This window comes from Profundibacter amoris (assembly GCF_003544895.1).
In the GTDB taxonomy this organism is placed as follows: Bacteria; Pseudomonadota; Alphaproteobacteria; order Rhodobacterales; family Rhodobacteraceae; genus Profundibacter; species Profundibacter amoris.
Window position 1 is genome coordinate 2926683 of sequence record NZ_CP032125.1, and the last position, 24416, is coordinate 2951098.

Consider the following 24416-nt stretch of genomic DNA (forward strand, 5'->3'; position numbering starts at 1 on the left):
GATGTCGATTACCAAAGAAGAAAAAGCCCGCATCATGAAAGAATTCGCAACCCACGAAGGCGACACAGGTTCGCCCGAAGTCCAGGTTGCTGTTTTGTCATCGCGGATCGCGACACTGACCGAACACTTCAAAACCCACAAAAAGGATAACCATTCCCGCCGTGGTCTTTTGAAACTGGTTGCGACACGTCGCAAACTTCTGGACTATACCCGCGCCAAAGACGAAACGCGTTATCAGGATCTGATCAAACGCCTCGGCCTGCGCCGCTAATGACGACCCAAAGATGCGCCCTGCGGGGCGCTTCTTGCTTTTTAAGATGCCGCAATCTGCCGGACCTACAGATTGTAAAATGCAAATGAAACAGGTCACGGGCATACGGCCCGTATGAAATCGGCCAAAGGGGATGGGCCCCGGCGGCCAAACTAGGAAATGATATGTTTAACGTAACGACGAAATCTATGCAGTGGGGCGAAGAGAAGCTGACACTGGAAACGGGCAAGATCGCCCGTCAGGCAGACGGCTGTGTGATCGCCACTTTGGGCGAAACCAGCGTTCTGTGTGCTGTGACTTTTGCAAAGACACAAAAACCCGGTCAGGATTTTTTCCCGCTGACCGTTCACTATGGTGAAAAATATTATGCAGCCGGCAAAGTGCCCGGCGGGTTCTTCAAACGCGAAGCACGCCCGACCGAAAAAGAAACCCTGACATCGCGCCTGATCGACCGCCCGATCCGCCCGCTGTTTGTTCCCGGTTTCAAAAACGAAGTTCTGGTAATCTGTACCGTTCTGTCACACGATCTGGTGAATGATCCCGATATGGTCGCGATGATCGGTGCCTCGGCCGCGCTGACAATTTCCGGCGTGCCGTTCATGGGGCCGATTGGTGCCTGTCGCGTTGGTTTTGTGGATGGCGAATACATCCTAAACCCTGAAATCGACGACATGCACGATCTGCGCAACAAGCCCGAGCAGCGGCTTGATCTGGTTGTCGCCGGCACCAAAGACGCCGTGATGATGGTTGAATCCGAAGCCTACGAACTGACCGAAGAAGAAATGCTGGGCGCTGTGAATTTCGCCCACGAACAGATCCAGCCGGTGATCGACCTGATCATCGACTTTGCCGAAGATTGCGCCAAAGAGCCGTTCGACTATCAGCCCGCCGATTATTCCGAGCTGTACGAGGCGGTAGCCAAAGCCGGCGAGAAGCTGATGCGCAAAGCATTCGCGATCACCGACAAACAGGAACGCACCACGGCCGTTGCCGAAGCCCGCGAAGCCATCAAGGCGGCGTTGACCGACGAACAGCTGGCCGACGAAAATCTGGGTTCAGCAATGAAGAAGCTGGAAGCCAGCATCCTGCGTGGCGACGTTGTGAAAACCGGTAAACGGATCGACGGGCGCGACACCACCACGGTGCGCCCGATCACATCCGAAACCGGCCTGCTGCCCCGCACACACGGCTCGGCCCTGTTTACACGCGGCGAAACCCAAGGGCTGGTTGTAACCACTCTGGGCACCGGCGATGACGAACAGATGATCGATGCGCTGCAAGGCATGTATAAATCCAACTTCATGCTGCACTATAACTTCCCGCCCTATTCGGTTGGCGAAGTTGGCCGCTTTGGTTTCACCGGCCGGCGCGAAATCGGCCACGGTAAACTGGCATGGCGCGCGTTGCAGGCGGTTCTGCCCCCTGCCACCGATTTCCCCTACACAATTCGGGTTGTGTCGGAAATTACCGAATCCAACGGCTCGTCCTCGATGGCTTCGGTCTGTGGTGGTTCGTTGTCGATGATGGATGCCGGTGTGCCCCTGAAGGCCCCTGTTGCCGGTGTGGCCATGGGTTTGATCCTAGAGGACAGCGGCGATTACGCCATCCTGACCGATATTCTGGGTGACGAAGACCACCTTGGCGACATGGACTTCAAGGTTGCCGGGACTGACAAAGGCATCACATCGCTGCAAATGGACATCAAGGTTGCGGGCATTACACCCGACATCATGGACAAGGCATTGGCACAGGCCAAAGACGCCCGTCTGCACATCCTTGGTGAAATGGCCAACGCACTGACCGAAGCTGGCGAATTCAGTGCCCACGCACCACGCATCGAAACCATGCAGATCCCGACGGATAAAATCCGCGAAGTGATCGGCTCGGGTGGTAAGGTGATCCGCGAAATCGTTGAAGTATCCGGCGCCAAAGTCGACATCAACGACGAAGGGATCATCAAGATCGCCTCGCCGAATGCCGAAGCCATCCAGAAGGCCTATGACATGATCAACTCGATCGTGGCTGAACCGGAAGAAGGCAAGATCTATCGCGGCAAAGTTGTCAAAATCGTCGATTTCGGCGCATTCGTGAACTTCTTTGGCAAGCGCGACGGTCTGGTCCATGTTTCGCAAATCGAAAACCGCCGTCTGAACCATCCTTCGGATGTTCTGAAAGAGGGTCAAGAGGTCTGGGTCAAACTGCTGGGCTTTGATGATCGCGGCAAGGTTCGTCTGGCGATGAAGATGGTCGATCAGGAAACCGGCAAAGAGATTACAGAAGACAAAGAGTAATCTTTGTTTTCTAATAAATTTCGAAAAAAGGCCCCGATGGAAACGCCGGGGCCTTTTTGATTACGGAATTGTTATTTTGGCTGCTCCATTTTTGCGGCTAGCATCTTCACAGGGTCGTGAAGCGAACATCGCGCACGATATTTTGCTGGAGAAACCGCCATTATGCTGAACAAACGCCAATTTATTTCCACCGGAATTGCTATGGGGGGCCTTGGGCTTGCCGGTGCAAATGCCCAAACCGCCAAACCCGAATACACTTTGCCCGAAGAATTCCTGCCACGAGAGGTCAGGATACGAGACAAACTTCCTGCCGGGGAAATCCATGTCGATCCAAACCGTTTCGTGCTGTATCTGACGTTACCAAAAAGACGGGCCATTCGTTATACCGTCGGCGTGGGGCGCGGGAACCTGTACCATGATGGAACATTTTATGTCGGGGCCAAACGGGAATGGCCCAGTTGGAAACCAACACCGGCTATGATGAAACGCGAACCGGCCGCTTACAAGAATTTCCTTCCCGGTAGACGGTACGAAAAAGGCATGCCCGGTGGCCCCAACAATCCGCTCGGCGCCCGTGCGATTTATCTTTATGACAAACGCGGCGACAGCTATTTGCGCATCCACGGCACCAACGCCCCGCGCACCATTGGCACGGCTGTTTCAAACGGCTGTGCGCGTCTGGTCAACCCGCATGTTATCGACCTTTATGACCGCGTATCGGAAGGCGCGCGCGTGGTGCTTTATAAAAAGGCCAACGCGGGGCCGTCACATTCATGACAAGGCACAAAAAAGGCCCCGATTTGAACATCGGGGCCTTTTCGTTTCCAGTGTATCGACTGAATTACGACGGCATCTTTGTGGTGCGCAGATAAGGCAGGTTCACGTCGATTTCGCCGAATTTTTCTTTGGCTTCTTCGTCGCTCAGGCCCAGTGAAACAATCACATCCTCACCTTTTTCCCAATCTGCCGGTGTGGCCACTTCGGCCTTGTCGGTCAACTGGACGGCATCAATCACCCGCAGAATTTCATCGAAATCCCGGCCGACGGTCATCGGATAAATGATCATGGCGCGGATTTTCTTGTCCGGCCCGATGATGAATGTTGTCCGGACAGCAGCTGAATCCGCAGCGGTGCGGCCATCGGGCAGGTAGGCCTCGGCGGGCAGCATGTCATATAGTTTGGAAACCGTCAGGCTGGTGTCGTCGATAATCGGGAATGTCACTGGCGCCCCTGCAAACCCTTCGATGTCGCTTTTCCATTTCAGGTGCTCTTCGACACTGTCCACCGATGTTCCGATCGGCTTTACGCCGCGTTTGGCGAATTCATCGGCCAATTGGGCAACGGCCCCGAATTCGGTTGTACAAACCGGTGTGAAATCCTTGGGGTGGGAAAACAGGACGGCGTAATTGTCACCGATCCAGTCGTGGAAACTGATCTTGCCTTCGGATGTATCGGCAGTGAAATCGGGGGCGGTATCGTTGATGCGTAATGACATGGTTCTGTTCCTCTTGGAATTGTTGATCACTTCGCTGCTGATTTGCAACTTAGAATTAATATAAGGTGCTGCCTGATTATTACGAGTCTTCATTCACTTGACAAGCTGTCGCACCTCCGGCTTCTTTGTCCCGATACAATACTCCCCCTTGCCCCGCCCGCGTCACAAGGGCACTCTGTTACCGAAACAGAATTCAGGAGGCATCAAATGTCCAACACCAAAAACTTCTACATCAACGGCCAGTGGGTCGCCCCCAGCACCCCCAACGATTTTGACGTGATCAACCCGTCAAACGAGGAAGTCTGCGCCACCATTTCACTGGGGTCCGAGGCCGACACCAACGCCGCCGTGGCCGCCGCCAAAGCCGCCTTCTCTGCTTGGGCGGCCGTGCCAAAGTCGGACAAGCTGGATTTCCTGCATGCCGTACTGAAGGAATACAACAACCGCGCCGATGATCTGGCCGAAGCCATGTCGCTCGAAATGGGCGCGCCGATTGATCTGTCCAAAACCTCGCAGGTAGGGGCCGGCATCTGGCACATCAGCAATTTCATAACCGCGTTCAAGGATTTTGAATTCGACCGCATGCTGGGCGCCCACGCCCCGAATGACCGCATCCTAATGGAGCCGATCGGCGTCACCGCCCTGATCACCCCGTGGAACTGGCCGATGAATCAGGTCACCCTGAAATGTATTCCGGCAATGGCTGTTGGCTGCACGATGGTCCTGAAGCCATCCAAGATCGCCCCGCTGTCGTCCATCGTGTTTTCCGAAATCATGGACGCCGTCGGCCTGCCCGCCGGTGTCTACAACATGGTGAACGGCGATGGCCCCGGCGTTGGCACGCAACTGTCCGGCCACCCAGATGTGGATATGGTGTCCTTCACCGGCTCGACCCGCGCCGGCGCCTTGATCACCAAAAACGCCGCCGATACCGTGAAGCGCGTGGCGCTGGAGCTGGGCGGCAAGGGTGCGAACATCATCTATGCCGATGCCGACGACAAGGCCGTGAAACGCGGCGTGCTGCACTGCATGCAGAACTCGGGCCAGTCCTGCAACGCGCCCACGCGGATGCTGGTGGAACGCTCGGTCTATGATGCCGCGGTCGAAACCGCCGCCGAGGTTGCCAATGCCATATCTGTTGGTCCTGCCGACAAGGAGGGCCGCCATATCGGCCCCGTGGTTTCGGAACTGCAATACAACAAAATTCAGGACATGATCCAGAAGGGTATTGATGAAGGCGCCCGTCTGGTTGCCGGTGGCCTTGGCCGTCCTGACGGGCTGAACCGCGGCTATTATGTGCGTCCGACGGTGTTTGCCGATGTGTCCAACGACATGACGATTGCCCAACAGGAAATCTTTGGCCCCGTGCTGTCGATCATCCCGTTCGACACCGAGGAACAGGCGCTGGAGATGGCCAATGACACGGTTTACGGGCTGACCAATTACGTCCAGACAACCGATCACGCCAAAGCCAACCGCGCAGCGCGGGTGTTACGCTCGGGCATGGTGGAAATCAACGGCACATCCCGCGGGGCCGGTGCGCCGTTCGGTGGCTACAAACAGTCCGGCAACGGGCGCGAAGGCGGCGTCTGGGGGCTGGATGATTTTCTGGAAGTGAAATCGGTCAGCGGCTGGGTGGAGTAAAGCGGGTTCAGCCGCACTCCCCATTCCGTTTGAATATTGGGAATAGTGGCGGGGTGAACCCCGCCCTACACCGCCAGCAACGGTTGGCGTCCGGGGTCACGCCTTCCTGACAATCACAGACCCCACCGAATACCCCGCGCCGAACGAGCAAATAATCCCGACATCCCCGCTCTGGAAATCATCCGAGTATTTGGAAAACGCAATGATCGACCCCGCCGAGGATGTATTGGCGTAATTCTGCAAAATATTCGGCTGCTCGCCGGCCTCGGGCACTCGTCCCAGCACCTTTTTGCCAATGAAATCATTCATCGCCTTGTTGGCCTGATGCAGCCACATCCGGCGCAGATCGGCGGGTGCTACCCCGTTGTCCTCCATATGCCCCAGCATATGTCTGGCGACTATCGGCAGCACCTCTTTGAACACCTTGCGCCCGTTCTGCATGAACTGCATATCGCGCCGGTCCTTCACCCCGTCGGGGCGGGAACGGCGCAAAAAGCCGTTGTTGTTGCGGATGTTGTTGGAAAACTGCGTCAGGCAGCGGGTGGAAATAATATCGAAATGCTCCGCCGCCGCATCCTCTTTGCGCTCGACCAGAGTGGCGGTGCAAACGTCGCCGAAAATGAAATGGCAATCACGGTCCCGCCATTCCAGATGCCCTGTGGTAATTTCCGGGTTCACCACCAGAATGGCCCGCGCCGATCCCGACCGGATCATATCCGCCGCCGCCTGTATCCCGAAGGTGGCCGAGGAACAGGCCACGTTCATATCAAAGCCGAAACCCTTGATCCCCAGCAGATCCTGAACCTCGATCGCGATCGCCGGATAGGGCCGTTCATGATTGGACGCCGCGACAATCACCGCATCCACATCGGCAGCGGTTTTTCCGGCTGATTTCAGCGCCTTGTTGCAGGCATCGACCGCCATTTCCGCCATAATCGACGGTTCGTCATCCGACCTTTGCCGCAATAGCGGGTGCATCACCTCGGGGTCCAGAATGCCGGATTTATCTACAGCATGGCGCCGGTGGATCCCGCTGGCAGCCACGATAAAATCAACGCTGGAATAGGCTTTGGCCTCGACCTCGCCGGCCTCGATGGCGGCTTTGTTTTCCTCGTTGAATAGGTCCACATAGGCATTGAACGCCTCAACCAGTTCTTCGTTTGTGATGATTTCAGACGGCGTAAAAACCCCCGTCCCCGAAATAACCGGCTGATGCATATCATTACTCCTGTGGTGCTTGTAAATAAGGCCTTGGCTACCCGAAAACGTCAACCCCTAGAACGGGCAATTCGCCTTGAAAGTCAGCCCCTTCCCGCCGTCCGGATGCCGGAGACGCAGGCTTTCGGCATGCAGCATCAGGCGCTCGGCCTTCCGCGCCTCGCCAGTGGCATAGAACGGATCACCCAGAATGGGATGCCCGATTTCCCGCATATGCACCCGCAACTGGTGGCTGCGGCCTGTCTGCGGAAACAGCCGCACCCGCGTGGCATTTTCCTCGTATTTCAGCACCCGCCAATCCGTCACTGCCTGCTTGCCGTTCTCGAAATCCACATGCTGCAAGGGGCGGTTCGGCCAATCGACAATCAGCGGCAGATCCACCGTGCCGGTCTTTTCCCCGACCCGCCCGAATACCCGCGCGATATAGGTCTTCTTCACCTGCCGCTTTTCAAACTGCAAGCCCAGATGCCGCTGCGCATGGCGCGTCAGCGCAAACACCATCACCCCCGATGTATCCCGATCCAGCCGATGCACCAGCAACGCCTCGGCAAACACTGCCTGCACCCGCGCAATCAGGCAATCCGCAAGGTGCTCTCCTTTACCCGGCACACTCAACAAACCGCTCGGCTTGTCCACCAGCAGTAATTCGTGGTCATGGTGCAAAATGGCCAGCGGCCCCTGCGGTGGATTATACACACTCCCTTGCATGCAAGCTTATACGCATAGCTTGCATTACTGTTCCACAAATATCCCCGCCGGAGGCATCAAAGTTTTACCCGCTCCGATTTCGGATCATACATCGGGCGCAAAGACGCCTCGGCCTTCACCCGCACCCCGGCAATGTCGATTTCATAGGACGACGCCAGAACATCCGCCGCACTTTCGCCTTTGCAGGGCACATACCCCAATCCAATGGCCGAACCCAGCGTATGACCATAGGCACCGGACGACAGATACCCGACAATTTCACCATCCCGCAGCACCGGTTCATTGTGATAAAGCAACGGCTCGGGGTCCGCCAATCTGAATTGCAGCAAACGGGCGTCCAGCCCGTTTTCCTTTTTCTTCAAAACCGCATCGCGTCCGATGAACGCGGGTTTGCCGGTTTTCACAGCAAAACCCAGACCCGCCTCAAGCACATGATCCTCGCAAGTGATGTCATGGCCAAAATGCCGAAACCCTTTTTCGATCCGGCAGCTGTCCATCATATGCATCCCGCACAGCTTTAGCCCCATATCCTGACCGGCATCAAACAGCACCTCGAACACATGAGCGGCCATATCGGCAGAAACATAAATCTCCCAACCCAGCTCGCCAACATAAGACACCCGATGCGCCCGCGCCAAGCCCATGCCGATTTCGATCTGCTGCATGGTGCCGAACGGATTGACCGCATTGGAGAAATCATTCGGCGAAACCTTTTGCATCAGCGCCCGTGCATTCGGTCCCATCACCGCCAGCACACCTTCACCGGCTGTCACATCGGTGATTACCACGTTAAAATCGCCCATATGTCGCTGCAACCATACTTGATCGGCCAGCCGCGTTGCAGACGGAGTCACCACCAGATAGGCCGTTTCCGACAGGCGCGTCACCGTCACGTCCGCCTCTATCCCGCCCCGGCTGTTCAGGAACTGCGTGTAGACAATCTTGCCCACCGGCACCGACATATCATTGCCGCATACATGGTTCAAAAACGCCTCGGCATCACGCCCTTCGACCCTGATCTTGCCAAAGGACGACATGTCATACATGCCGACATTCTCGCGCACCGCGCGATGCTCGACGGCAGCGTTTTCAAACCAGTTCTGCCGCTTCCACGAGTAGCGGTATTCGCGCTCCTGTCCCTCATTCGCAAACCAGTTGGCCCGCTCCCATCCGGCTGCTTCCCCCATTACCGCGCCCTGATCCAGCAAGTGTTGGTGAAAGGGCGACCGCCGCACACCCCGCGCGGTGGCCTTTTGCCGGTAAGGGAAATGATCGGCATAAAGCAAGCCCAAAGTTTCCTTCGAGCGTTCATACAAATACGTCTTGTTCCCCTGAAAGGGCTGCATCCGGCTGATATCGACATCACCCAGATCAAACGGCTTTTCACCATCCTGCATCCATTGTGCCAGCGCCATGCCGGCCCCGCCCGCCGACTGGATGCCGATCGAATTGAACCCGGCTGCCACCCAGTAATTCGCCAGTTCCGGCGCCAACCCCAGATGATAGGCGTCATCCGGCGTGAAACTTTCCGGCCCGTTGAAAAACGTGTGAATCCCCGCCTCGGCCAGAATGGGCATCCGGTTGATCGCCTTCTCGAGGATCGGCTGGAAGTGATCAAAATCCTCGGGCAGTTGATCGAATTCAAAATCCGCAGGGATGCCACCCATCCCCCAGGGTTTGGCATTCGGCTCGAACGCCCCAAGCAGGAACTTGCCCGCATCCTCTTTGTAATAGGCACATTCATCCGGTACCCGCAGCACCGGCAGTTGCTCCAGTCCCTTGATTGGTTCAGTGACAATATAGAAATGCTCGCACGCCTGCAGCGGTACATTCACCCCCGCCATACGGCCGACTTCGTGCCCCCACATACCGGCGCAATTCACCACATGGTCGGCGGCAATAAACCCCTGCTCCGCGTCTGTTTCCCAGTCCACACCGGTTGCACGCCCGCCTTTGGTGCGTATCCCCGCAACCCGTACCCGTTCCAGCACCTGCGCCCCGCGCATCCGCGCACCCTTGGCCAGCGCCAGCGCGATGTTGGCAGGATCACCCTGCCCGTCATCGCGGATGAACACCCCCGCCACCACATCGTCAATATTCAGATGCGAATAGCGTTCCTTCACCTCTTGCGCCGTGATTTCCTCGGCGGCAACGCCGAATGCCCGCGCCATGGCCGCGCCGCGAAACAGCTCTTCGCGCCGGTCCTCGGTCAGCGCAACCGAGATCGACCCGCAGGTGCGCAAGCCGGTTGCCACGCCGGTTTCTTCCTCAAGTGCGGCGTATAAATCACGGCTGTATTTCGCCAACTTGGTCATGTTGCTGGAGGACCGCAATTGCCCGATCAGACCCGCAGCATGCCAGGTTGTGCCGCTGGTCAGTTGCTTGCGCTCTAACAGAACCACATCCTGCCAACCCAGTTTCGCCAAATGATAGGCGACCGAACAGCCGATGATACCGCCGCCAATAATAACCACGCGGGCCTTTTCAGGAATGTTCATGCGCGTATCCTTTCATTTGCCGGATCCCACAACGGCTGATCCTCCTGCACCACAGCGGGCCGCCGCTCGCCATAAATTCCAACTTCGATCTTTGTGCCCGGCACCGCCAGATCGGCTCGCAATATGCCCAGCGCAATACTGGCATTGACACGATACCCCCAACCGCCGGATGTGGTTTCGCCCACCACCTGCCCGCCATGCCAAAGGGTCGACATATAGGGCGCGTCCGCATCGCCCGCATCCACAATCAGGGTGACAAAGCGTTTGGCAGCACCTGCCTGTTTTTCCGCCAGCAATGCCGCCTTCCCGGGGAAATCCTGTGGCTTGTCCAGCTTCACAAACCGATCCAGGCCACCTTCCAGCAAGGAATAACCGGTGGACAAATCCCCCTTCCACGCACGATAGCCTTTTTCCAGCCGCAGCCGGTCCAGCGCATACATACCAAAGGGTTTTCCCCCCGCCGTTGTCACCGCATCCCAGATTGCCGGCGCGTCCTGCATGGCGCAATGCACCTCCCAGCCCAACTCGCCAGCAAAGGACACCCGCAATATTTCACAAGCCTTACCCGCCACCACGGCCTCCTGCCGGGTCAGCCAGCCTTTGGACAGGTCCGCATCCGTCATGCCGGCCAACACATCACTCGCCTTTGGTCCGGTGACCAGCAGACATTCCATTTCATCGGAATGATCCGTGACCGTAATGCCATCCGGCGCCTGCCGCGACAGCAACTCCCCGTCATGCCACTGTGCCGTGGCGGCGGTGATCAGGTCGATTTCATCCTGCGAACGCGGGATCACCGACATTTCCGTCACGATCCGCCCGCGATTATCGGCAAAATAGGCCAGCCCGACGCGCCCGACAGAGGGCAAACGCGAGGCCGTCAATCCGTCCAGCCAGTCACGCGCGCCTTCACCCTGCACCTTCAGCCGTGTGAAGCCCGAGATCGCCAGCACACCGCAGCCATCGCGCACCGCTTCGCATTCTTCGCGGATACGCGGCTCCCAGGGCCCGTCACGCATCCAGGTTTGCGTTGCTTCCTCACCCAGATCATCGCCCGCTTTGGCAAACCAGTTCGCCCGCTCCCAACCATTATATGGCCCCATCACCGCACCGGCATCGCGCAGGCGGCTATCCAGCGACGACAGCCGCCTGTCGCGCCCCGCCGGCCATTCATGATGCGGGAAATGCATGGCGTATTCGTGGCCGTAAACCTCCATCCCCTTGGCGATGCAGTAATCATCATCCACAAATCCGGTGAACCTGCGAGGATCACACGACCACATATCCCATTCGGTTTCCCCTTCGGTGATCCATTCGGCCAGCACTTTGCCAGCCCCGCCCGCCTGCGCGATACCAAAGGTGAAAACACAAGCCTCGAATGCATTTCTCACCCCAGGCATCGGCCCGATCAGCGGGTTGCCATCCGGTGTGTAAGGGATCGGCCCGTTGATCACCTTGCTGATCCCCGCTGTGCCCAGTATCGGCACCCGGGCCATTGCGTCCTCGATATACCACTCCAATCGCTCCAGATCGTCGGGGTATAGCTGAAAGGAAAAATCCTCGGGCATCGGATCATCCGGCGTGATCCAATGCGCCTTGCAGCCCTTTTCATAGGGGCCAAGGTTCAGCCCGTATTTTTCCTGCCGCAGGTAATAGGACGTATCCACATCGCGTAGCAGAGGCAGCTTTTTCCCGCCCTCGCGGCTCCAGACCTCCAGCTCGGGGATTTCATCGGTCAGCATATACTGGTGGCTCATCACCATCATCGGCACGCGGCGGCCACCATAGGGACGGAACCATTCGCCAACCCGCTGGGCGTAGTATCCGGCGGCATTGACCACGAACTCACAGCGGATTTCGCCCTTTTCGGTTTCAACCACCCATTCATCACCCTCGCGCCGCACACCCGTTGCCGGGGTAAACCGCAATATCCGCGCCCCCAGATCGCGCGCGCCCTTGGCCAGCGCCTGTGTCATCTGCGCCGGATCAATATCGCCGTCATGGGGATCATACAGCGCACCCTGCAGGTCATGGGTTTCAAGGAATGGGTAACGCGGCCTGATCTCGTCCACGCCCAGCATCTGGATATCCATCCCCTGATAGCGGCCCATGCCACAGGCGCGGGTAAATTCCTGCATCCGCTCCTTGCTGTGGGCCAGCCGGATCGAACCGGTGACATGGTAATTCATTGGATAATCCACCGCTTGGCCCAGATCGCGATACAGTTCGGTCGAATAGCGTTGCATGTTCATCAGTGACCAACTGGTGGAAAACGTCGGAACATTGCCCGCCGCATGCCATGTGCTGCCCGCCGTCAGTTCGTTCTTTTCCAGCAAAACACAATCCGTCCAGCCCGCCTTGGCCAGATGATACAGGGACGAGGTGCCAATCGCCCCGCCGCCAATGATGACAACCCGTGCTGTTGTGGGGAATTCAGCCATGATATGCTCCTTGTCAGTATACTGGCGGCGCGATCACCCAGATCGCCACGGCCGGTTCGTCATAGGGGTTGGACCAGCGGTGCACCTCGCCTTTGATACGGAAACTGTCGCCGGGGTGGATGGTGAATTTGCGCCCGGCGATCCACAGGTCCAGCTTGCCGGATACCAGATAACCTACTTCTTGTGTTGGCCGGGCCACGGCTTCGCCTATATCCGAACGGGGTTCAAAGGTCGAATGAACCACCTCGAAATCATCGGTCAGGTCAGGCGAAAGTAATTCCTCGACCAACCCTGCCTCGCGGTTTCCGATACTGCGCCGCGCGCCCTTTCGCACCACAAAACCTTCTTCGCCGGCAGGGGCGGCAGCATGGGAAAACAGCATCGAGATGGGCACATCTAGTGCCGCGGAAATTTTGCGCAAGTCATCAACCGACGGGTCCGACAAATCCCGCTCGACCTGTGACAACCACCCAACGGATCGCCCCAACCTCTCGGCCAAATCCGTCAAAGTCACTCCGCGCGCCTTGCGGATGGCTCGCAGATCAGCCCCTAATGTTTTAGAGTTTGCCGGATCGGTATGTAACACTAAATGAAATCCCTTGTGAAATTTTCACCTGTAATTTCACCATTGCCCCTAATAGTGATTCCCTGCAAGAGGGTTTTCATCTTCTTCTTTTTGAAAATACCTCCGCCGGAGGCCTAAAAGTCAGGCCGAGCAAAGCGAGGCCCCCGCCGACCCGTTAGCCCCCTGCCAAGGGGGCGTCGGGGCGGAACACCTGACTATCGGGAAAACACAGATGCCAAAATAGCTACCAGTGCCTCGGCATCCTCATCGTCAAAAGCATCCGGCTGGTTGCTGTCGATATCAAACACCCCCAGCAATGCGCGCCCCTTGTCCCATACCGGTATTACCAATTCGCTTCGGGTGCTCGAGGCACAGGCGATATGCCCGTCAAAGCTTTCGACATCCGCCACCAGTTGCACCTCTCCGGTGCGCGCCGCAGCCCCGCAAACCCCGCGTGAAAACGGGATCACCAGACAGCCGTGGCCGCCCTGATAGGGGCCTATCTTTAACAGATCACCCCCCACATTGCGGTAAAACCCCGTCCAGTCAAAACGATCGTCACTATGATGCACCTCGCAGGCCACCGTGGCCATCAGGGAAACGGTATCCGTTTCCCCTTCGGTCAGGGCGGCAATGCGTTTGGCAAGGGACGGATAGTCCACCCTTACACCCGTTCGATCGCAATCGCGGTGCCTTCACCGCCGCCGATGCAAATCGCCGCCACACCGCGCTTCAACCCGCGTTTTTCCAGTGCGTTCAGCAGAGTAACAATGATCCGCGTGCCGGAGGCCCCGATCGGATGGCCCAGCGCACAGGCGCCGCCGTTCACGTTCACAATGTCGCGCGGCACACCCAGTTCGTGCATCAATGCCATTGGCACCACGGCAAAGGCCTCGTTCACTTCCCACAGGTCCACGTCCGATACCGACCAGCCGATTTTGGCCAGCAGTTTCTGGACCGCAGGAACCGGCGCTGTGGTGAACCAGCCAGGGGCCTGCGCGTGGCTTTCATGCCCCAATATCCGCGCCCGCACCTTCAGGCCCTTCTCGGCAGCCGCCCCAGCGCTCGCCATCACCAGCGCCGCCGCACCGTCGGAAATAGACGAGGCATTTGCCGCCGTCACGGTACCGTCTTTTTTGAACGCCGGACGCAGTTGAGGGATCTTCTCGGGTCGTGCCTTGGCGGGCTGTTCATCCGCTGCCACCACGGTTTCCCCGCGCCGCGTGGTCAGGGTGACCGGCGTGATTTCCCCGTCAAACGCCCCGCTCTTTTCAGCCTCTAAAGCGTTTGATAAAGACTTCAGCGCGAATTCGTCCTGATCCTCGCGGGTGAACTGGAACTTCTCGGCGCAATCCTCGGCAAAGGTGCCCATCAGGCGGCCCTTGTCATAAGCATCCTCAAGCCCGTCCAGAAACATACTGTCCTGAACGCTCTGGTGGCCGATCCGCGCCCCGCCGCGCATTTTGGGCAGCAGATAAGGCGCGTTGGTCATGCTTTCCATGCCGCCTGCCACCATCACATCGGTGCCACCCAGCGCGATCTGGTCATAGGCCATCATCGCCGTTTTCATACCCGAGCCGCACATCTTGTTCAGCGTGGTTGCGGGAACCTCTTCGCCCAGCCCCGCCGCAAAACCGGCCTGCCGTGCCGGTGCCTGTCCCAGACCGGCGGGCAGAACACAGCCCATCAGAACCTCCTGGATCATTTCAGGCGTCGCACCGGCCCCTTCAATCGCGGCCTTTATCGCGGCCCCGCCCAGCACGGGGGCTTCGACCCCGTCGAACACCCCTTGAAACCCGCCCATCGGTGTGCGGGACGCCCCGGCGATCACGACTTCTTTCATTTGCTCAATCCTTCATAAAAAATCGACAGCTCTCGGGGTTTGCATACCGTTTGGTAACGATTGCTGTCTACCCTGACGACACCGAAACGTTACGGAGAGTATAATGCAGCTGGAAACAACCCCCCGCGACGATGCACTGGTCGTCACCGCCCTGATGGACCGGATCGATGCCGCCATCGCCATCCAGTTCAAGGATGACTTGCGCACTGTCACCAACGGCGAAGCGCCCCGCGTGGTGCTGGACCTGTCGCATGTCGATTTTCTGGACAGCAGCGGACTTGGCGCCGTCGTCGCCGCGATGAAACTGCTGGCACCGGCCCAGAAACTGGAACTGGCCGGCCTTGGCCCCAATGTCGAAAAGGTATTTCGCCTGACGCGGATGGATTCGGTATTCACCATTCACAGCACTGTCGATGCCGCATTTGACGGGGTTGCAAAAGCATCCTGACCTATTGATCCTGTTGATAAAAAGGGCTGAACCTTGCCTCAGTTACAAAATCTGAACAATAATAGTTTCCGCATTACTTTCCCGGGAAAACCCCTTGCCGTGCGCTCGGCACTTGCGCAGATGATGGAGCAACTTACCGCGCTTGATCTGTCCGACCATGATCGCGGGAACATCGAACTGGTTCTGGCCGAAGCGATGAACAACATCGTTGAACATGCCTATATCGGCACCCCGGACGGCATGGTCGAATTACAAATCACGCCGACATATAATGGACTGGTTTGCCATTTGCGGGACGAAGGCGTGCCTATGCCCGAGGGCAAAGCACCAAGCGGATCGCCTGCCCCGCTGGATTGCGATACCGAGGAACTGCCGGAAGGTGGATTCGGCTGGTTCCTGATTCGCGATCTGGCACATGATTTGAACTACACCCGTATATCCGGGAAGAACCTGCTTAGCTTCCGGATTTCTATCGGGGCAACTTGATTACCCGACAATTGGTGCCATTTCGTGCAAAATGCCGTATTTTGGCCGCAATCACACCTCAAGTCGGACAGAATAGCAGGGAATATTCAAAGGGTAGCTGCATATAGCTTCCCTCGGCGTCGTGTTTAACAGCCCCCACCCAGTTCGCGACGTCGAGGACTACTCCCCAAAATTAGAATTGGAATTGCGCCTGAACCGGCCTAGAGTTTGCTTTGCATACAGCAAAGGAGACCACGGAATGCGCGATTACCACCTGCCGGGCCGGTCGGCCGTTTATGCCAGCAACGGGATGTGCGCAACATCGCACCCCTTGGCCGCCAAGGTGGCCGTGCAGATGCTGGAAGCGGGCGGAAATGCGGTAGATGCCGCAATTGCCGCCGCTGTTTTGCTGGGTATTTGCGAACCACAAAGCACCGGTATTGGCGGGGATTGTTTTGTCCTGCTGAAACCGGCAGACAGCGAGGATATTGTAGCCCTGAACGGTTCAGGCCGCGCGCCTGCCGGACTTTCGGCGCAAAAATTGCGGGACGGGGGCCACAAAACCATCCCCCTTGGCAGCCCCGATGCCGTCACCATCCCCGGTGCGATCGACGCCTTTTGTCGCCTGTCCAAAGACTGGGGCAAGATCGGGCTAAAAGCCTCGCTCGCGCCTGCAATATATTATGCGGAAACCGGTGTGCCGGTCGCTCCGCGGGCCTCGTTTGACTGGGCCGGCAATGCCGAACGCCTTCAGGGTGCTGCACGGAAATTCTATCTGAACAACGGCACCCCGCTGACCGCCGGCCAGATTTTCCGCGCCCCCGGTCAGGCCGAGGTTCTGCGCCGTATATCGACAGAGGGCCGCGATGGATTTTATGAGGGCGAAGTCGCCGAGGACATGGTGAATTCGCTACAGGCAATGGGCGGCAGCCACACGCTGGACGATTTCGCCGCGACCGCCTGCGATTTCACGGATCCGGTCAGCGGACAATACAAGGGTTATGAACTGGTTGAGCATCCGCCCAACGGTCAGGGTGCCACCGCCATTCTGATGGCAAAAATCCTGAGCCATTTCGATCTGCCCGCGCTGGACCCCTTCGGCGCGCAACGTGCCCATCTGGAAGCCGAGGCCGCCAAACTGGCCTATGACGCCCGCAACCGGTTTATCGCCGATCCTGATATGACCACCCGTCTGGAGCACATGCTGGCCGATGAAACTGCCGCCAGTCTGGCCGCGCTGATTGATCCGGCGCGCGCGATGGAAAACCCCGCCGCCCTGTCGGAAAATGTGCACAAAGATACGGTTTACCTGACCGTTGTAGACAAGGACCGGATGGCGGTTTCCCTGATCTATTCGATTTATTACGCCTTTGGCTCGGGCCTTGCTTCGGACAAGTTCGGCATCAATTTCCAGAACCGTGGCGCAGGCTTTAACCTGATCAAAGGCCACCCGAACGAGGCCGGTGGCGGCAAACGCCCGATGCATACAATCATTCCCGGGATGCTGAAACAGGGTGGCAAAGTGATCATGCCCTTCGGTGTGATGGGCGGGGCTTACCAGCCCAATGGCCATGTGCGGTTCATGACCAATATGGTCGATTTCGGCTTGCACCCCCAAGCCGCCATCGACGCCCCGCGCAGTTTTTCAGACGAAGGCGTGATGAATGTTGAACGCGGCTATAGCGATGCGGTGCGACAGGAGCTGGCCGATATGGGGCACAAGGTGGTGATCCCCAAAGCCGCATTGGGCGGCGCACAGGCAATCCGTATCGACCACGACGCAGGTGTGCTGATCGGCGCATCGGATCCGCGCAAGGATGGCTGCGCTTTGGGGTATTAAGCCGCTTTAGTTTAGTTGAAACTGTAACGGATACTGCCCGTCCTCGAAATCACCAAACAGGTCGGGCAGATCGGGGTGGCTGACCGGCTCGCCTGTATAGTCGGCGACAAGGTTCTGTTCCGACACATAAGCCACATAATAGCTTTGGTCGTTTTCCGCCAGAAGGTGGTAAAACGGCTGGTCCTTGTTCGGGCGCACCTCTTCGGGGATGGCCTCGTACCAGTCCTCGGTATTGGCGAACATGGCATCCACATCGAAAACCACCCCGCGAAAGGGATGTTTCCTGTGGCGCACAACCTGGCCCAAATGATATTTAGCACGCGATTTTAACATTGCTTTTCAGCCCCCATATCCCGTTATTAATACCGGAACGGGTGCCTGTCCATGCAGGAAGGTGCGAAAAGAAGGAAACAGTTTGTGAATCTATTTCTAACAGTACTTGAAATTGTCACGCCCGTTTTCCTGCTGGCCGCGATCGGGTTCACATGGGTCAAGCTGGGGTTCGAGTATCGGGTCGAATTTGTCACCCGTCTGGCAATGACCCTTTCGGTGCCCTGCCTGATCTTCACCGCCCTGATGAAAACCGAGATCGACCCCGCCGCACTGGCCACCCTGTCCTTTGCCGCGCTGGCGGCTTACGGGGCGGTCATGCTGTTGTCCTACCTGCTGGTGCAGGGCGCAGGGCTGGAGCATCGCACCTACCTTGCCCCTGTCATTTTCGGCAACACCGGCAATCTGGGCCTGCCGCTGGCGCTGTTTGCCTTTGGCGAAACAGGTTTGGGCTATGCCGTGGTGGTGTTCGCGATCATGGCGATCCTGTCGTTTACATTCGGGGTCTGGCTGGTGTCTGGCGGGGGCTCGCCACTAAAGGCGATCAAGGAGCCAATCGTTGCCGCCACCCTGCTGGGCGCCTTGTTCATGTGGCAGGGCTGGCAAACGCCCAAACCCATCACCAACACGCTGGAACTGATCGGGCAGATGGCCATCCCGATCATGCTGCTGACCCTTGGCGTGGCCGTTGCCCGCCTGAAACCCGGGCGCATGGGGCGGGCGGTCTGGCTGTCACTGGCCAAAGTGGTGATCTGTATCGGGGCGGCATGGGGTGTCGGCTTTTGGCTGAACCTGCCGCCGGTGCCTTTTGCGGTGCTGGTGATGCAGGTGTCCACCCCCGTGGCCGTTACATCCTATATGCTGGCGGAAAAATACGGGGCGGATGCCGATGCCGTTGCCGGGCTGGTGGTGGTTTCAACGCTGCTAAGCGTGGTCACAATCCCGCTAACACTGGTATTTCTGCTGTAACGCGGCAATTTCGGCCTTTTATCCCATGGGTGAAATGGTCTAAACTATGTGAAAATATAAAACAAAAAATAAGCGAGAGGCGTAATGAGCAGACTTCTTCGCGCGACAGTATTGACGTTACTCGTGGCCTCTTGCGGGGGCGGCGGAAACTATTCCGCACCGCGCAATCTGGATGACGCCTGTAGTATCCTCGATCAGCGCCCGACCTATTTCAAAGCCATGCAAAGAGCCGAGCGCCGCTGGGGTATTCCCGTGCATGTGCAGATGGCGACCATCTATCAAGAAAGCAAATTCATCGGCAACGCCCGCACCCCGTTCCGTTATGTGCTGGGGGTTATTCCGATGGGGCGGCAATCGTCTGCTTACGGCTATTCGCAGGCACTGGATGCAACGTGGAAAGAATACAAACGCGGACCGGGCCGTTCGGGGGCCAAGCGGGATGATATCGACGATGCCACCGATTTTATGGGCTGGTATATGGCGCAATCGACCGAAAGGCTGGGGATCGCAAGAACCGATGCCCGCGCGCAATATCTGGCCTATCACGAAGGGCGCAGCGGATATGCGCGGGGCAGCTATAATGGCAAGCCATGGTTGATGCGCGTCGCCAATGAAATCGACGCGCGCTCGGAAACCTATCAGTTACAACTTATGGCTTGCGGCAAGACGTGATCAGAAGCCGCGATCTTCGGCTTCCAGATCGATATTGAACAGGCGGGCGGGCAATTTCATGCCTTTGCCCAGCTCGTTCAGAACCAGCGTGGTTTCCCCGCCGGTGCCGTCAACAATCACCCATTGGCGCAGTTCAATCGGGTTGGATGTGAACAACAGGCGTATCTGGCCGTAATCAGGATGTTCGGGATCCTGGGCAACAACGGTGGTGGTTTTGCCGTCCGACGTGTGCCCGACAACCATTTTCGCCCGCGCCAGATTGACGTTCTTTTGCAAAATAATCCCCAGCGGCGTGCGCTTTAACGGGTATTGTTCGGGGGCTGTGTTGGATTTGCTATCAAAGATCGCCACCGTCCCCGCACTGGCCAGAACCAGCGTTTTGTCTGGCGGAGCATATTCAAACCGGATACGTCCGGGGCGCCGGATATAGATGGTCCCGGTCGAGATCGTCCCGTCCCCGTTGATCTGGGTAAATCCCCCCTTGGCGGTGGTGAATTTGTTCAGATAATTGGAAATCTGGTTCAACGACAGCTTTTCAGCGGCCACCGGCAGCGACAGGGCAACCCATAAAATGGGCAATATCAGCAAGCGTAAATGTTTCATAATACCTATTTAAGCATCACAGGCCGGTTTTCCACCCCTTACTGTATCCGCCCCTTTTCACAAGCAGTTTACTGCTGTTCCGGCACCAGAATTTCACGCTTGCCGACATGGTTCGCAGCGCTGACCAGACCGGCATCTTCCATCTGCTCGACCAGACGCGCGGCTTTGTTATAGCCGATCGCCAGTTTGCGCTGGATATAGCTGGTGGAACATTTGCGATCCTTGACCACAATGGCAACGGCCGTGTCATACAGCGCGTCTTCGCCATCGGTGTTACCACCCAGGCCCAGCACCTGATCGATGCTGCTTTCGGTATCGCCGTCCGGCCCTTCAACCACACCGCTGACATAGTCCGGCGCACCATAGCTTTTCAGGTGGTTGACGATTTCCTCGACCTCTTCGTCGCTGACGAAGGGGCCGTGCACACGGGTAATTTTCGCACCACCCGCCATATACAGCATATCGCCCATGCCCAGCAGTTGTTCGGCACCCTGTTCCCCCAGAATGGTGCGGCTGTCGATTTTGCTGGTCACCTGAAACGAGATCCGTGTGGGGAAGTTGGCCTTGATCGTGCCGGTGATCACATCCACCGACGGGCGCTGCGTGGCCATAATCATATGGATACCCGAGGCCCGCGCCATCTGCGCAAGACGCTGGATGCAGGCTTCGATTTCCTTGCCGGCAACCATCATCAGGTCGGCCATCTCATCCACGATCACTACGATATAGGGCAGGGTTTCGGGCGCGAATTCCTCGGTCTCGAAAACCGGATCACCGGTTTCATCATCAAATCCGGTCTGCACCGTGCGGCTGAACATTTCACCTTTTGCCTGCGCATCGCGCACGCGACCGTTATAGCCCTCGATGTTACGCACGCCCATTTTCGACATCTTGCGATAGCGTTCTTCCATCTCGCCCACAGCCCATTTCAGGGCCACAACCGCCTTTTTCGGGTCGGTCACAACGGGGGACAGCAGATGCGGGATGCCATCATAAACCGACAGTTCCAGCATTTTCGGATCAATCATGATCAGGCGGCATTCCTCGGGTGTCAGCTTGTAAAGCAGGCTCAGGATCATCGTGTTGATCGCCACGGATTTACCCGAACCTGTGGTCCCGGCAATCAGCAGGTGGGGCATTTTCGCCAGATTGGTGACAATCGGATCACCGCCAATATCCTTGCCCAGCGCCAGCGGCAGGCGCAGGTTGCTGTCGCCAAAATCGCGGGTCGACAGGATTTCGCGCAACATCACCTTTTCGCGATGTTCGTTGGGCAGCTCAATGCCGATCACCGAGCGGCCCGGCACAGTCGAAACACGCGCAGAAAGGGCCGACATGGAGCGTGCGATATCATCGGCCAGACCGATCACACGGCTGGCTTTCAAACCCGGAGCAGGCTCCAGCTCATACATGGTGACTACAGGACCGGGGCGCACGCTGACGATTTCGCCTTTGACGCCGTAATCATCCAGAACGGTTTCCAGCATCCGCGCATTTTGCTCCAGTGCCTCGTCCGACAGCTGATGCCGCTGGATGTTCACATGGTTTTCCAGCAGCGACAGCGGCGGGTGCTCGTAATCGGCATGCTTTTCCTCGAACTGCAATTTCGGCTGCGCCTCGGCTTTGGCCTGTGTCGAAGGGGCCGGTGCCTTGCGCGGCGCATGTTGCACGACGGGTTTGGGGGGCACGGCAGGTTGAATTACCGGAGCGGCGGGTGCGACCGGCTCGAACATCATCGGGTCTAGCGGCTGTTCGGCCTGCATTTGTGGCTCGACCGTAGCCTGCAACGGCGGTTCCGTGTTTAAAATCAGTGGCTGTGGCCCGCGACGGCGGGTCACTTGCGGTTCGGCGCGGGCGGCTGTCGCAACCTGCGCCTGACGCGCCCGCATCCGGATCGCATCGGATATCCGCGCCTTGATCCGGTCCTCGCCGATTTCCTCGCTGTAGAAATCGGGGTCCAGATGCTGTTCCACCAGCTCGGGTTCGGGATCGGGCGCACGTTTGATCAGGGACGGCATCCGCGCCAGCAAACCTTGCTTTGCAGGCTGCTCAACAGGTATTTCTTCAGATTCAGGTGTAACCATCGGCTCGGCACGCAAAGTGGCGGCATTGCGGCGGATCGGGGGGGGCGCAGCGACCAATGCGGCCTCTTCGGCGGCGGCGCGTTCGGCCTCGAGGCGGGCACGTTCCTTGCGTTGTGCGTTCTTTTCCTGAACATTGCGCGCTGCAATCGCGGCCCCGCTGGCGGATTTTCCCAGCAGTGTCATCAGACCGGCATAGGCCATCACCACCCCGATCAGCAAAAACCGCCCGAAACGTTTCAATTCAGGCACGGTAAAGCCCAGCACAAACAACGACATGGCAATCACGGCCACCATCATCAGCAGAGAGACGATTTTCAGGCCCAGTGCGGCACCAAAGGGCATAATACCCAGCAGGCTGCCCAGTACCATATCGCCAAACAACCCGCCCAACCCGAAACTATGGGTCCAAGCGGCAGAGGGCACATGGGTCGAGGCATAAACAGACAGCAGCGCAATCGCAATCGGCGCGAAAATCAAACGGCCAAGGGCGCGTTCCTCGCCGTGATGGGTGGCAAACCGCACGCCCCAGACCAGCAAAACAGACGGAATGGCCCAGGAACCCCAGCCGATAATTACATAGAGCGGCGAGGCAATCGATGCCCCGAAACGCCCCAGCCAGTTTTGCACCGGCTGATCCGAGGCCGACAGCCAGCTTGGATCGGAGGGCGCATAAGAGGCCAGCAGCATGGCCACCAGAATTCCGGCCACCACCATGCCAATGCCGATCAATTCCTTGCTGCGTCGTTCAATCGCCGCCTGCAATTTGGAATCAAGCAACGGATCGCGCTGTTTTGCCGAATAAGATGCCATGTTTACCTCGTCCTCAACTATAGATGCAGCGTTTCAGGCGCATCAGCCCCTGTCGCATTTCTTGTTTTGGGGCCACCATCGCGACCCTGATATATTTATGTCCCGGATTGCGCCCGTCCACGTCGCGGCTAAGGTAGGCACCGGGCAAAACCCGCACGCCTGTTTCCTGCCACAGCTTCAACGCCGCCGCCTCGCCATCCTCCACAGGCAGCCACAGGAAAAATCCGGCCTCGGGGCTTTGATAGCCCTCGACGTCGCCCAGAATTTCATCGGCAATGTCGAATTTCTCGCAATACAGGGCGCGGTTTTCGACCACATGGGCCTCGTCCGCCCAGACCTTTTCGGCCACCCGTTGCAACGGCAACGGCAATGGAGCACCGGAAAAATCGCGCAGTTTTTTGATGCGGGCGATGGACTGCGGGCCACCGGCCACGAAACCGGACCGCAGGCCCGGCAGGTTGGAGCGTTTGGAGAGCGAATGGAAAATCAGCACCCGTTCCGGATCAACGCCCATTTCGCGGGCCACCTGCAAGGCACCAACCGGCGGGGTGTCGCGGTAAATCTCGCTGTAACACTCGTCCGCAAAGATCTGGAAATCGTATTTCTCGGCCAGTGTGATCAAATCCTGCCAATACTCGCGGCTTGCAACCGCGCCCTGCGGGTTGGAGGGCGAGCAGATATAGGCAATCGCGGTGCGGTTCAGCACATCCACCGGCAGGCCCACGTAATCGGGCATAAATCCGTTTTCCACATCCGCCGCCACGTAGACCGGATCGGCCCCGACCGAAAGGGCTGCCACGGCGTAGACCTGATAAAACGGGTTTGGTGTCAGCACCACGGGCTGTTTGCCGGTTTTGGTTTCGGGGCACAGTGCCATTGCGGCGTTATACAGCCCCTCGCGGGTGCCGTTGACGGTGGAAATCTGGGTTGCGGCGTCTACAGTCACGCCAAAGCGGCGCTTGATCCAGCCGGCAATCGAGGCCAGCAATTCGGGCGATCCGGCATTGGGCGGGTATTTGCGGAATTCCTTGCCGTGTCTGGTGATGATATCCAGCACCCAGTCGGGGAAATCATGCTGCGGCTCGCCGATGGTCATATGCAAAACATCACCGCCCGCCGCATGTGCGTCGAGAAGCCCGCGAAGACGCGGAAAAGCATACTCTGGGAGGTTCGAAAACCGCTCCGGAAAGTCCATATCTGCCTCAATTATCGGGATCATTG

The 24416-nt window shown here is 57.9% G+C and carries 21 protein-coding genes; 9 read left to right on the top strand and 12 right to left on the bottom strand.

What is annotated here, in order from left to right:
- The first annotated feature begins 1 nt into the window (after nt 1).
- The 3 genes from rpsO (at nt 2) to BAR1_RS14645 (ending at nt 3339) form a co-directional block, all read left to right on the top strand.
- Nucleotides 2–271, top strand: a complete 270-nt coding sequence (rpsO, locus tag BAR1_RS14635; protein WP_118943711.1) for a 30S ribosomal protein S15 — start codon at nt 2–4, stop codon at nt 269–271.
- Between the two features lie 164 nt (nt 272–435).
- Nucleotides 436–2562, top strand: coding sequence for a polyribonucleotide nucleotidyltransferase (gene pnp / locus BAR1_RS14640; RefSeq protein ID WP_118943712.1), 2127 nt, complete (start codon nt 436–438; stop codon nt 2560–2562).
- A gap of 162 nt (nt 2563–2724) precedes the next feature.
- Entirely contained in the window at nt 2725–3339 is a 615-nt protein-coding gene (locus tag BAR1_RS14645; protein ID WP_118943713.1) for a L,D-transpeptidase, read from the top strand.
- Nucleotides 3340–3403: 64 nt separating this feature from the next.
- Here BAR1_RS14645 and BAR1_RS14650 read toward each other — a convergent pair whose 3' ends face one another.
- Nucleotides 3404–4057 (bottom strand): peroxiredoxin, encoded by a 654-nt coding sequence (locus tag BAR1_RS14650; protein ID WP_118943714.1) that lies wholly within the window; start codon nt 4055–4057, stop codon nt 3404–3406.
- 207 nt (nt 4058–4264) lie between these two features.
- Between BAR1_RS14650 and BAR1_RS14655 the strand changes: the two genes are divergently transcribed.
- Complete coding sequence (locus BAR1_RS14655) at nt 4265–5701, top strand: aldehyde dehydrogenase family protein (RefSeq protein ID WP_118943715.1); 1437 nt, start codon at nt 4265–4267, stop codon at nt 5699–5701.
- Between the two features lie 96 nt (nt 5702–5797).
- On the opposite strand, the gene BAR1_RS14660 is transcribed toward BAR1_RS14655, so the two are convergent.
- From BAR1_RS14660 to BAR1_RS14690, 7 genes are all read right to left on the bottom strand, one after another.
- Nucleotides 5798–6919 (bottom strand): beta-ketoacyl-ACP synthase III, encoded by a 1122-nt coding sequence (locus tag BAR1_RS14660; RefSeq protein ID WP_118943716.1) that lies wholly within the window; start codon nt 6917–6919, stop codon nt 5798–5800.
- A 57-nt stretch (nt 6920–6976) separates the two neighbouring features.
- Nucleotides 6977–7627 carry an RluA family pseudouridine synthase gene (locus BAR1_RS14665; protein ID WP_118943717.1) on the bottom strand — a complete coding sequence of 217 codons (651 nt, stop codon included), beginning with the start codon at nt 7625–7627 and terminating at the stop codon, nt 6977–6979.
- A 56-nt stretch (nt 7628–7683) separates the two neighbouring features.
- A complete protein-coding gene (locus tag BAR1_RS14670) occupies nt 7684–10125 on the bottom strand; it encodes a GcvT family protein (RefSeq protein ID WP_118943718.1) in 2442 nt (813 codons plus the stop codon).
- Entirely contained in the window at nt 10122–12566 is a 2445-nt protein-coding gene (locus BAR1_RS14675; RefSeq protein WP_118943719.1) for a GcvT family protein, read from the bottom strand. The genes BAR1_RS14670 and BAR1_RS14675 overlap by 4 nt, the downstream gene beginning before the upstream one ends.
- A 13-nt stretch (nt 12567–12579) precedes the next feature.
- A complete protein-coding gene (locus tag BAR1_RS14680) occupies nt 12580–13152 on the bottom strand; it encodes a helix-turn-helix domain-containing protein (RefSeq protein ID WP_118943720.1) in 573 nt (190 codons plus the stop codon).
- Between the two features lie 194 nt (nt 13153–13346).
- Nucleotides 13347–13793, bottom strand: coding sequence for a GAF domain-containing protein (locus BAR1_RS14685; RefSeq protein WP_228408565.1), 447 nt, complete (start codon nt 13791–13793; stop codon nt 13347–13349).
- A 2-nt stretch (nt 13794–13795) separates the two neighbouring features.
- Entirely contained in the window at nt 13796–14974 is a 1179-nt protein-coding gene (locus BAR1_RS14690) for an acetyl-CoA C-acyltransferase (protein WP_118943721.1), read from the bottom strand.
- A gap of 103 nt (nt 14975–15077) precedes the next feature.
- Here BAR1_RS14690 and BAR1_RS14695 point away from each other — a divergent pair, with 103 nt between their 5' ends.
- From BAR1_RS14695 to BAR1_RS14705, 3 genes are all read left to right on the top strand, one after another.
- On the top strand, nt 15078–15422 hold the full coding sequence (locus BAR1_RS14695; RefSeq protein WP_118943722.1) for an STAS domain-containing protein: 345 nt from the start codon (nt 15078–15080) through the stop codon (nt 15420–15422).
- A 33-nt stretch (nt 15423–15455) separates the two neighbouring features.
- A complete protein-coding gene (locus BAR1_RS14700; RefSeq protein WP_118943723.1) occupies nt 15456–15908 on the top strand; it encodes an ATP-binding protein in 453 nt (150 codons plus the stop codon).
- Between the two features lie 238 nt (nt 15909–16146).
- Complete coding sequence (locus tag BAR1_RS14705; protein WP_118943724.1) at nt 16147–17727, top strand: gamma-glutamyltransferase family protein; 1581 nt, start codon at nt 16147–16149, stop codon at nt 17725–17727.
- Nucleotides 17728–17733: 6 nt separating this feature from the next.
- On the opposite strand, the gene hspQ is transcribed toward BAR1_RS14705, so the two are convergent.
- Complete coding sequence (gene hspQ, locus BAR1_RS14710; protein WP_118943725.1) at nt 17734–18060, bottom strand: heat shock protein HspQ; 327 nt, start codon at nt 18058–18060, stop codon at nt 17734–17736.
- A gap of 84 nt (nt 18061–18144) precedes the next feature.
- On the opposite strand from hspQ, the gene BAR1_RS14715 reads away from it, so the two are divergent.
- Nucleotides 18145–19026, top strand: coding sequence for an AEC family transporter (locus tag BAR1_RS14715; protein ID WP_118944499.1), 882 nt, complete (start codon nt 18145–18147; stop codon nt 19024–19026).
- An 84-nt stretch (nt 19027–19110) separates the two neighbouring features.
- A complete protein-coding gene (locus tag BAR1_RS14720; RefSeq protein ID WP_118943726.1) occupies nt 19111–19698 on the top strand; it encodes a transglycosylase SLT domain-containing protein in 588 nt (195 codons plus the stop codon).
- On the opposite strand, the gene BAR1_RS14725 is transcribed toward BAR1_RS14720, so the two are convergent.
- The 3 genes from BAR1_RS14725 to BAR1_RS14735 all read right to left on the bottom strand — a co-directional run bounded on the left by BAR1_RS14725 (nt 19699) and on the right by BAR1_RS14735 (nt 24390).
- Nucleotides 19699–20301 (bottom strand): LolA family protein, encoded by a 603-nt coding sequence (locus BAR1_RS14725; protein WP_118943727.1) that lies wholly within the window; start codon nt 20299–20301, stop codon nt 19699–19701. It abuts the gene before it with no gap.
- Between the two features lie 68 nt (nt 20302–20369).
- Nucleotides 20370–23195, bottom strand: a complete 2826-nt coding sequence (locus BAR1_RS14730) for a DNA translocase FtsK (protein WP_118943728.1) — start codon at nt 23193–23195, stop codon at nt 20370–20372.
- Between the two features lie 13 nt (nt 23196–23208).
- Complete coding sequence (locus BAR1_RS14735; protein WP_118944500.1) at nt 23209–24390, bottom strand: aminotransferase class I/II-fold pyridoxal phosphate-dependent enzyme; 1182 nt, start codon at nt 24388–24390, stop codon at nt 23209–23211.
- Nucleotides 24391–24416 lie beyond the last annotated feature (26 nt).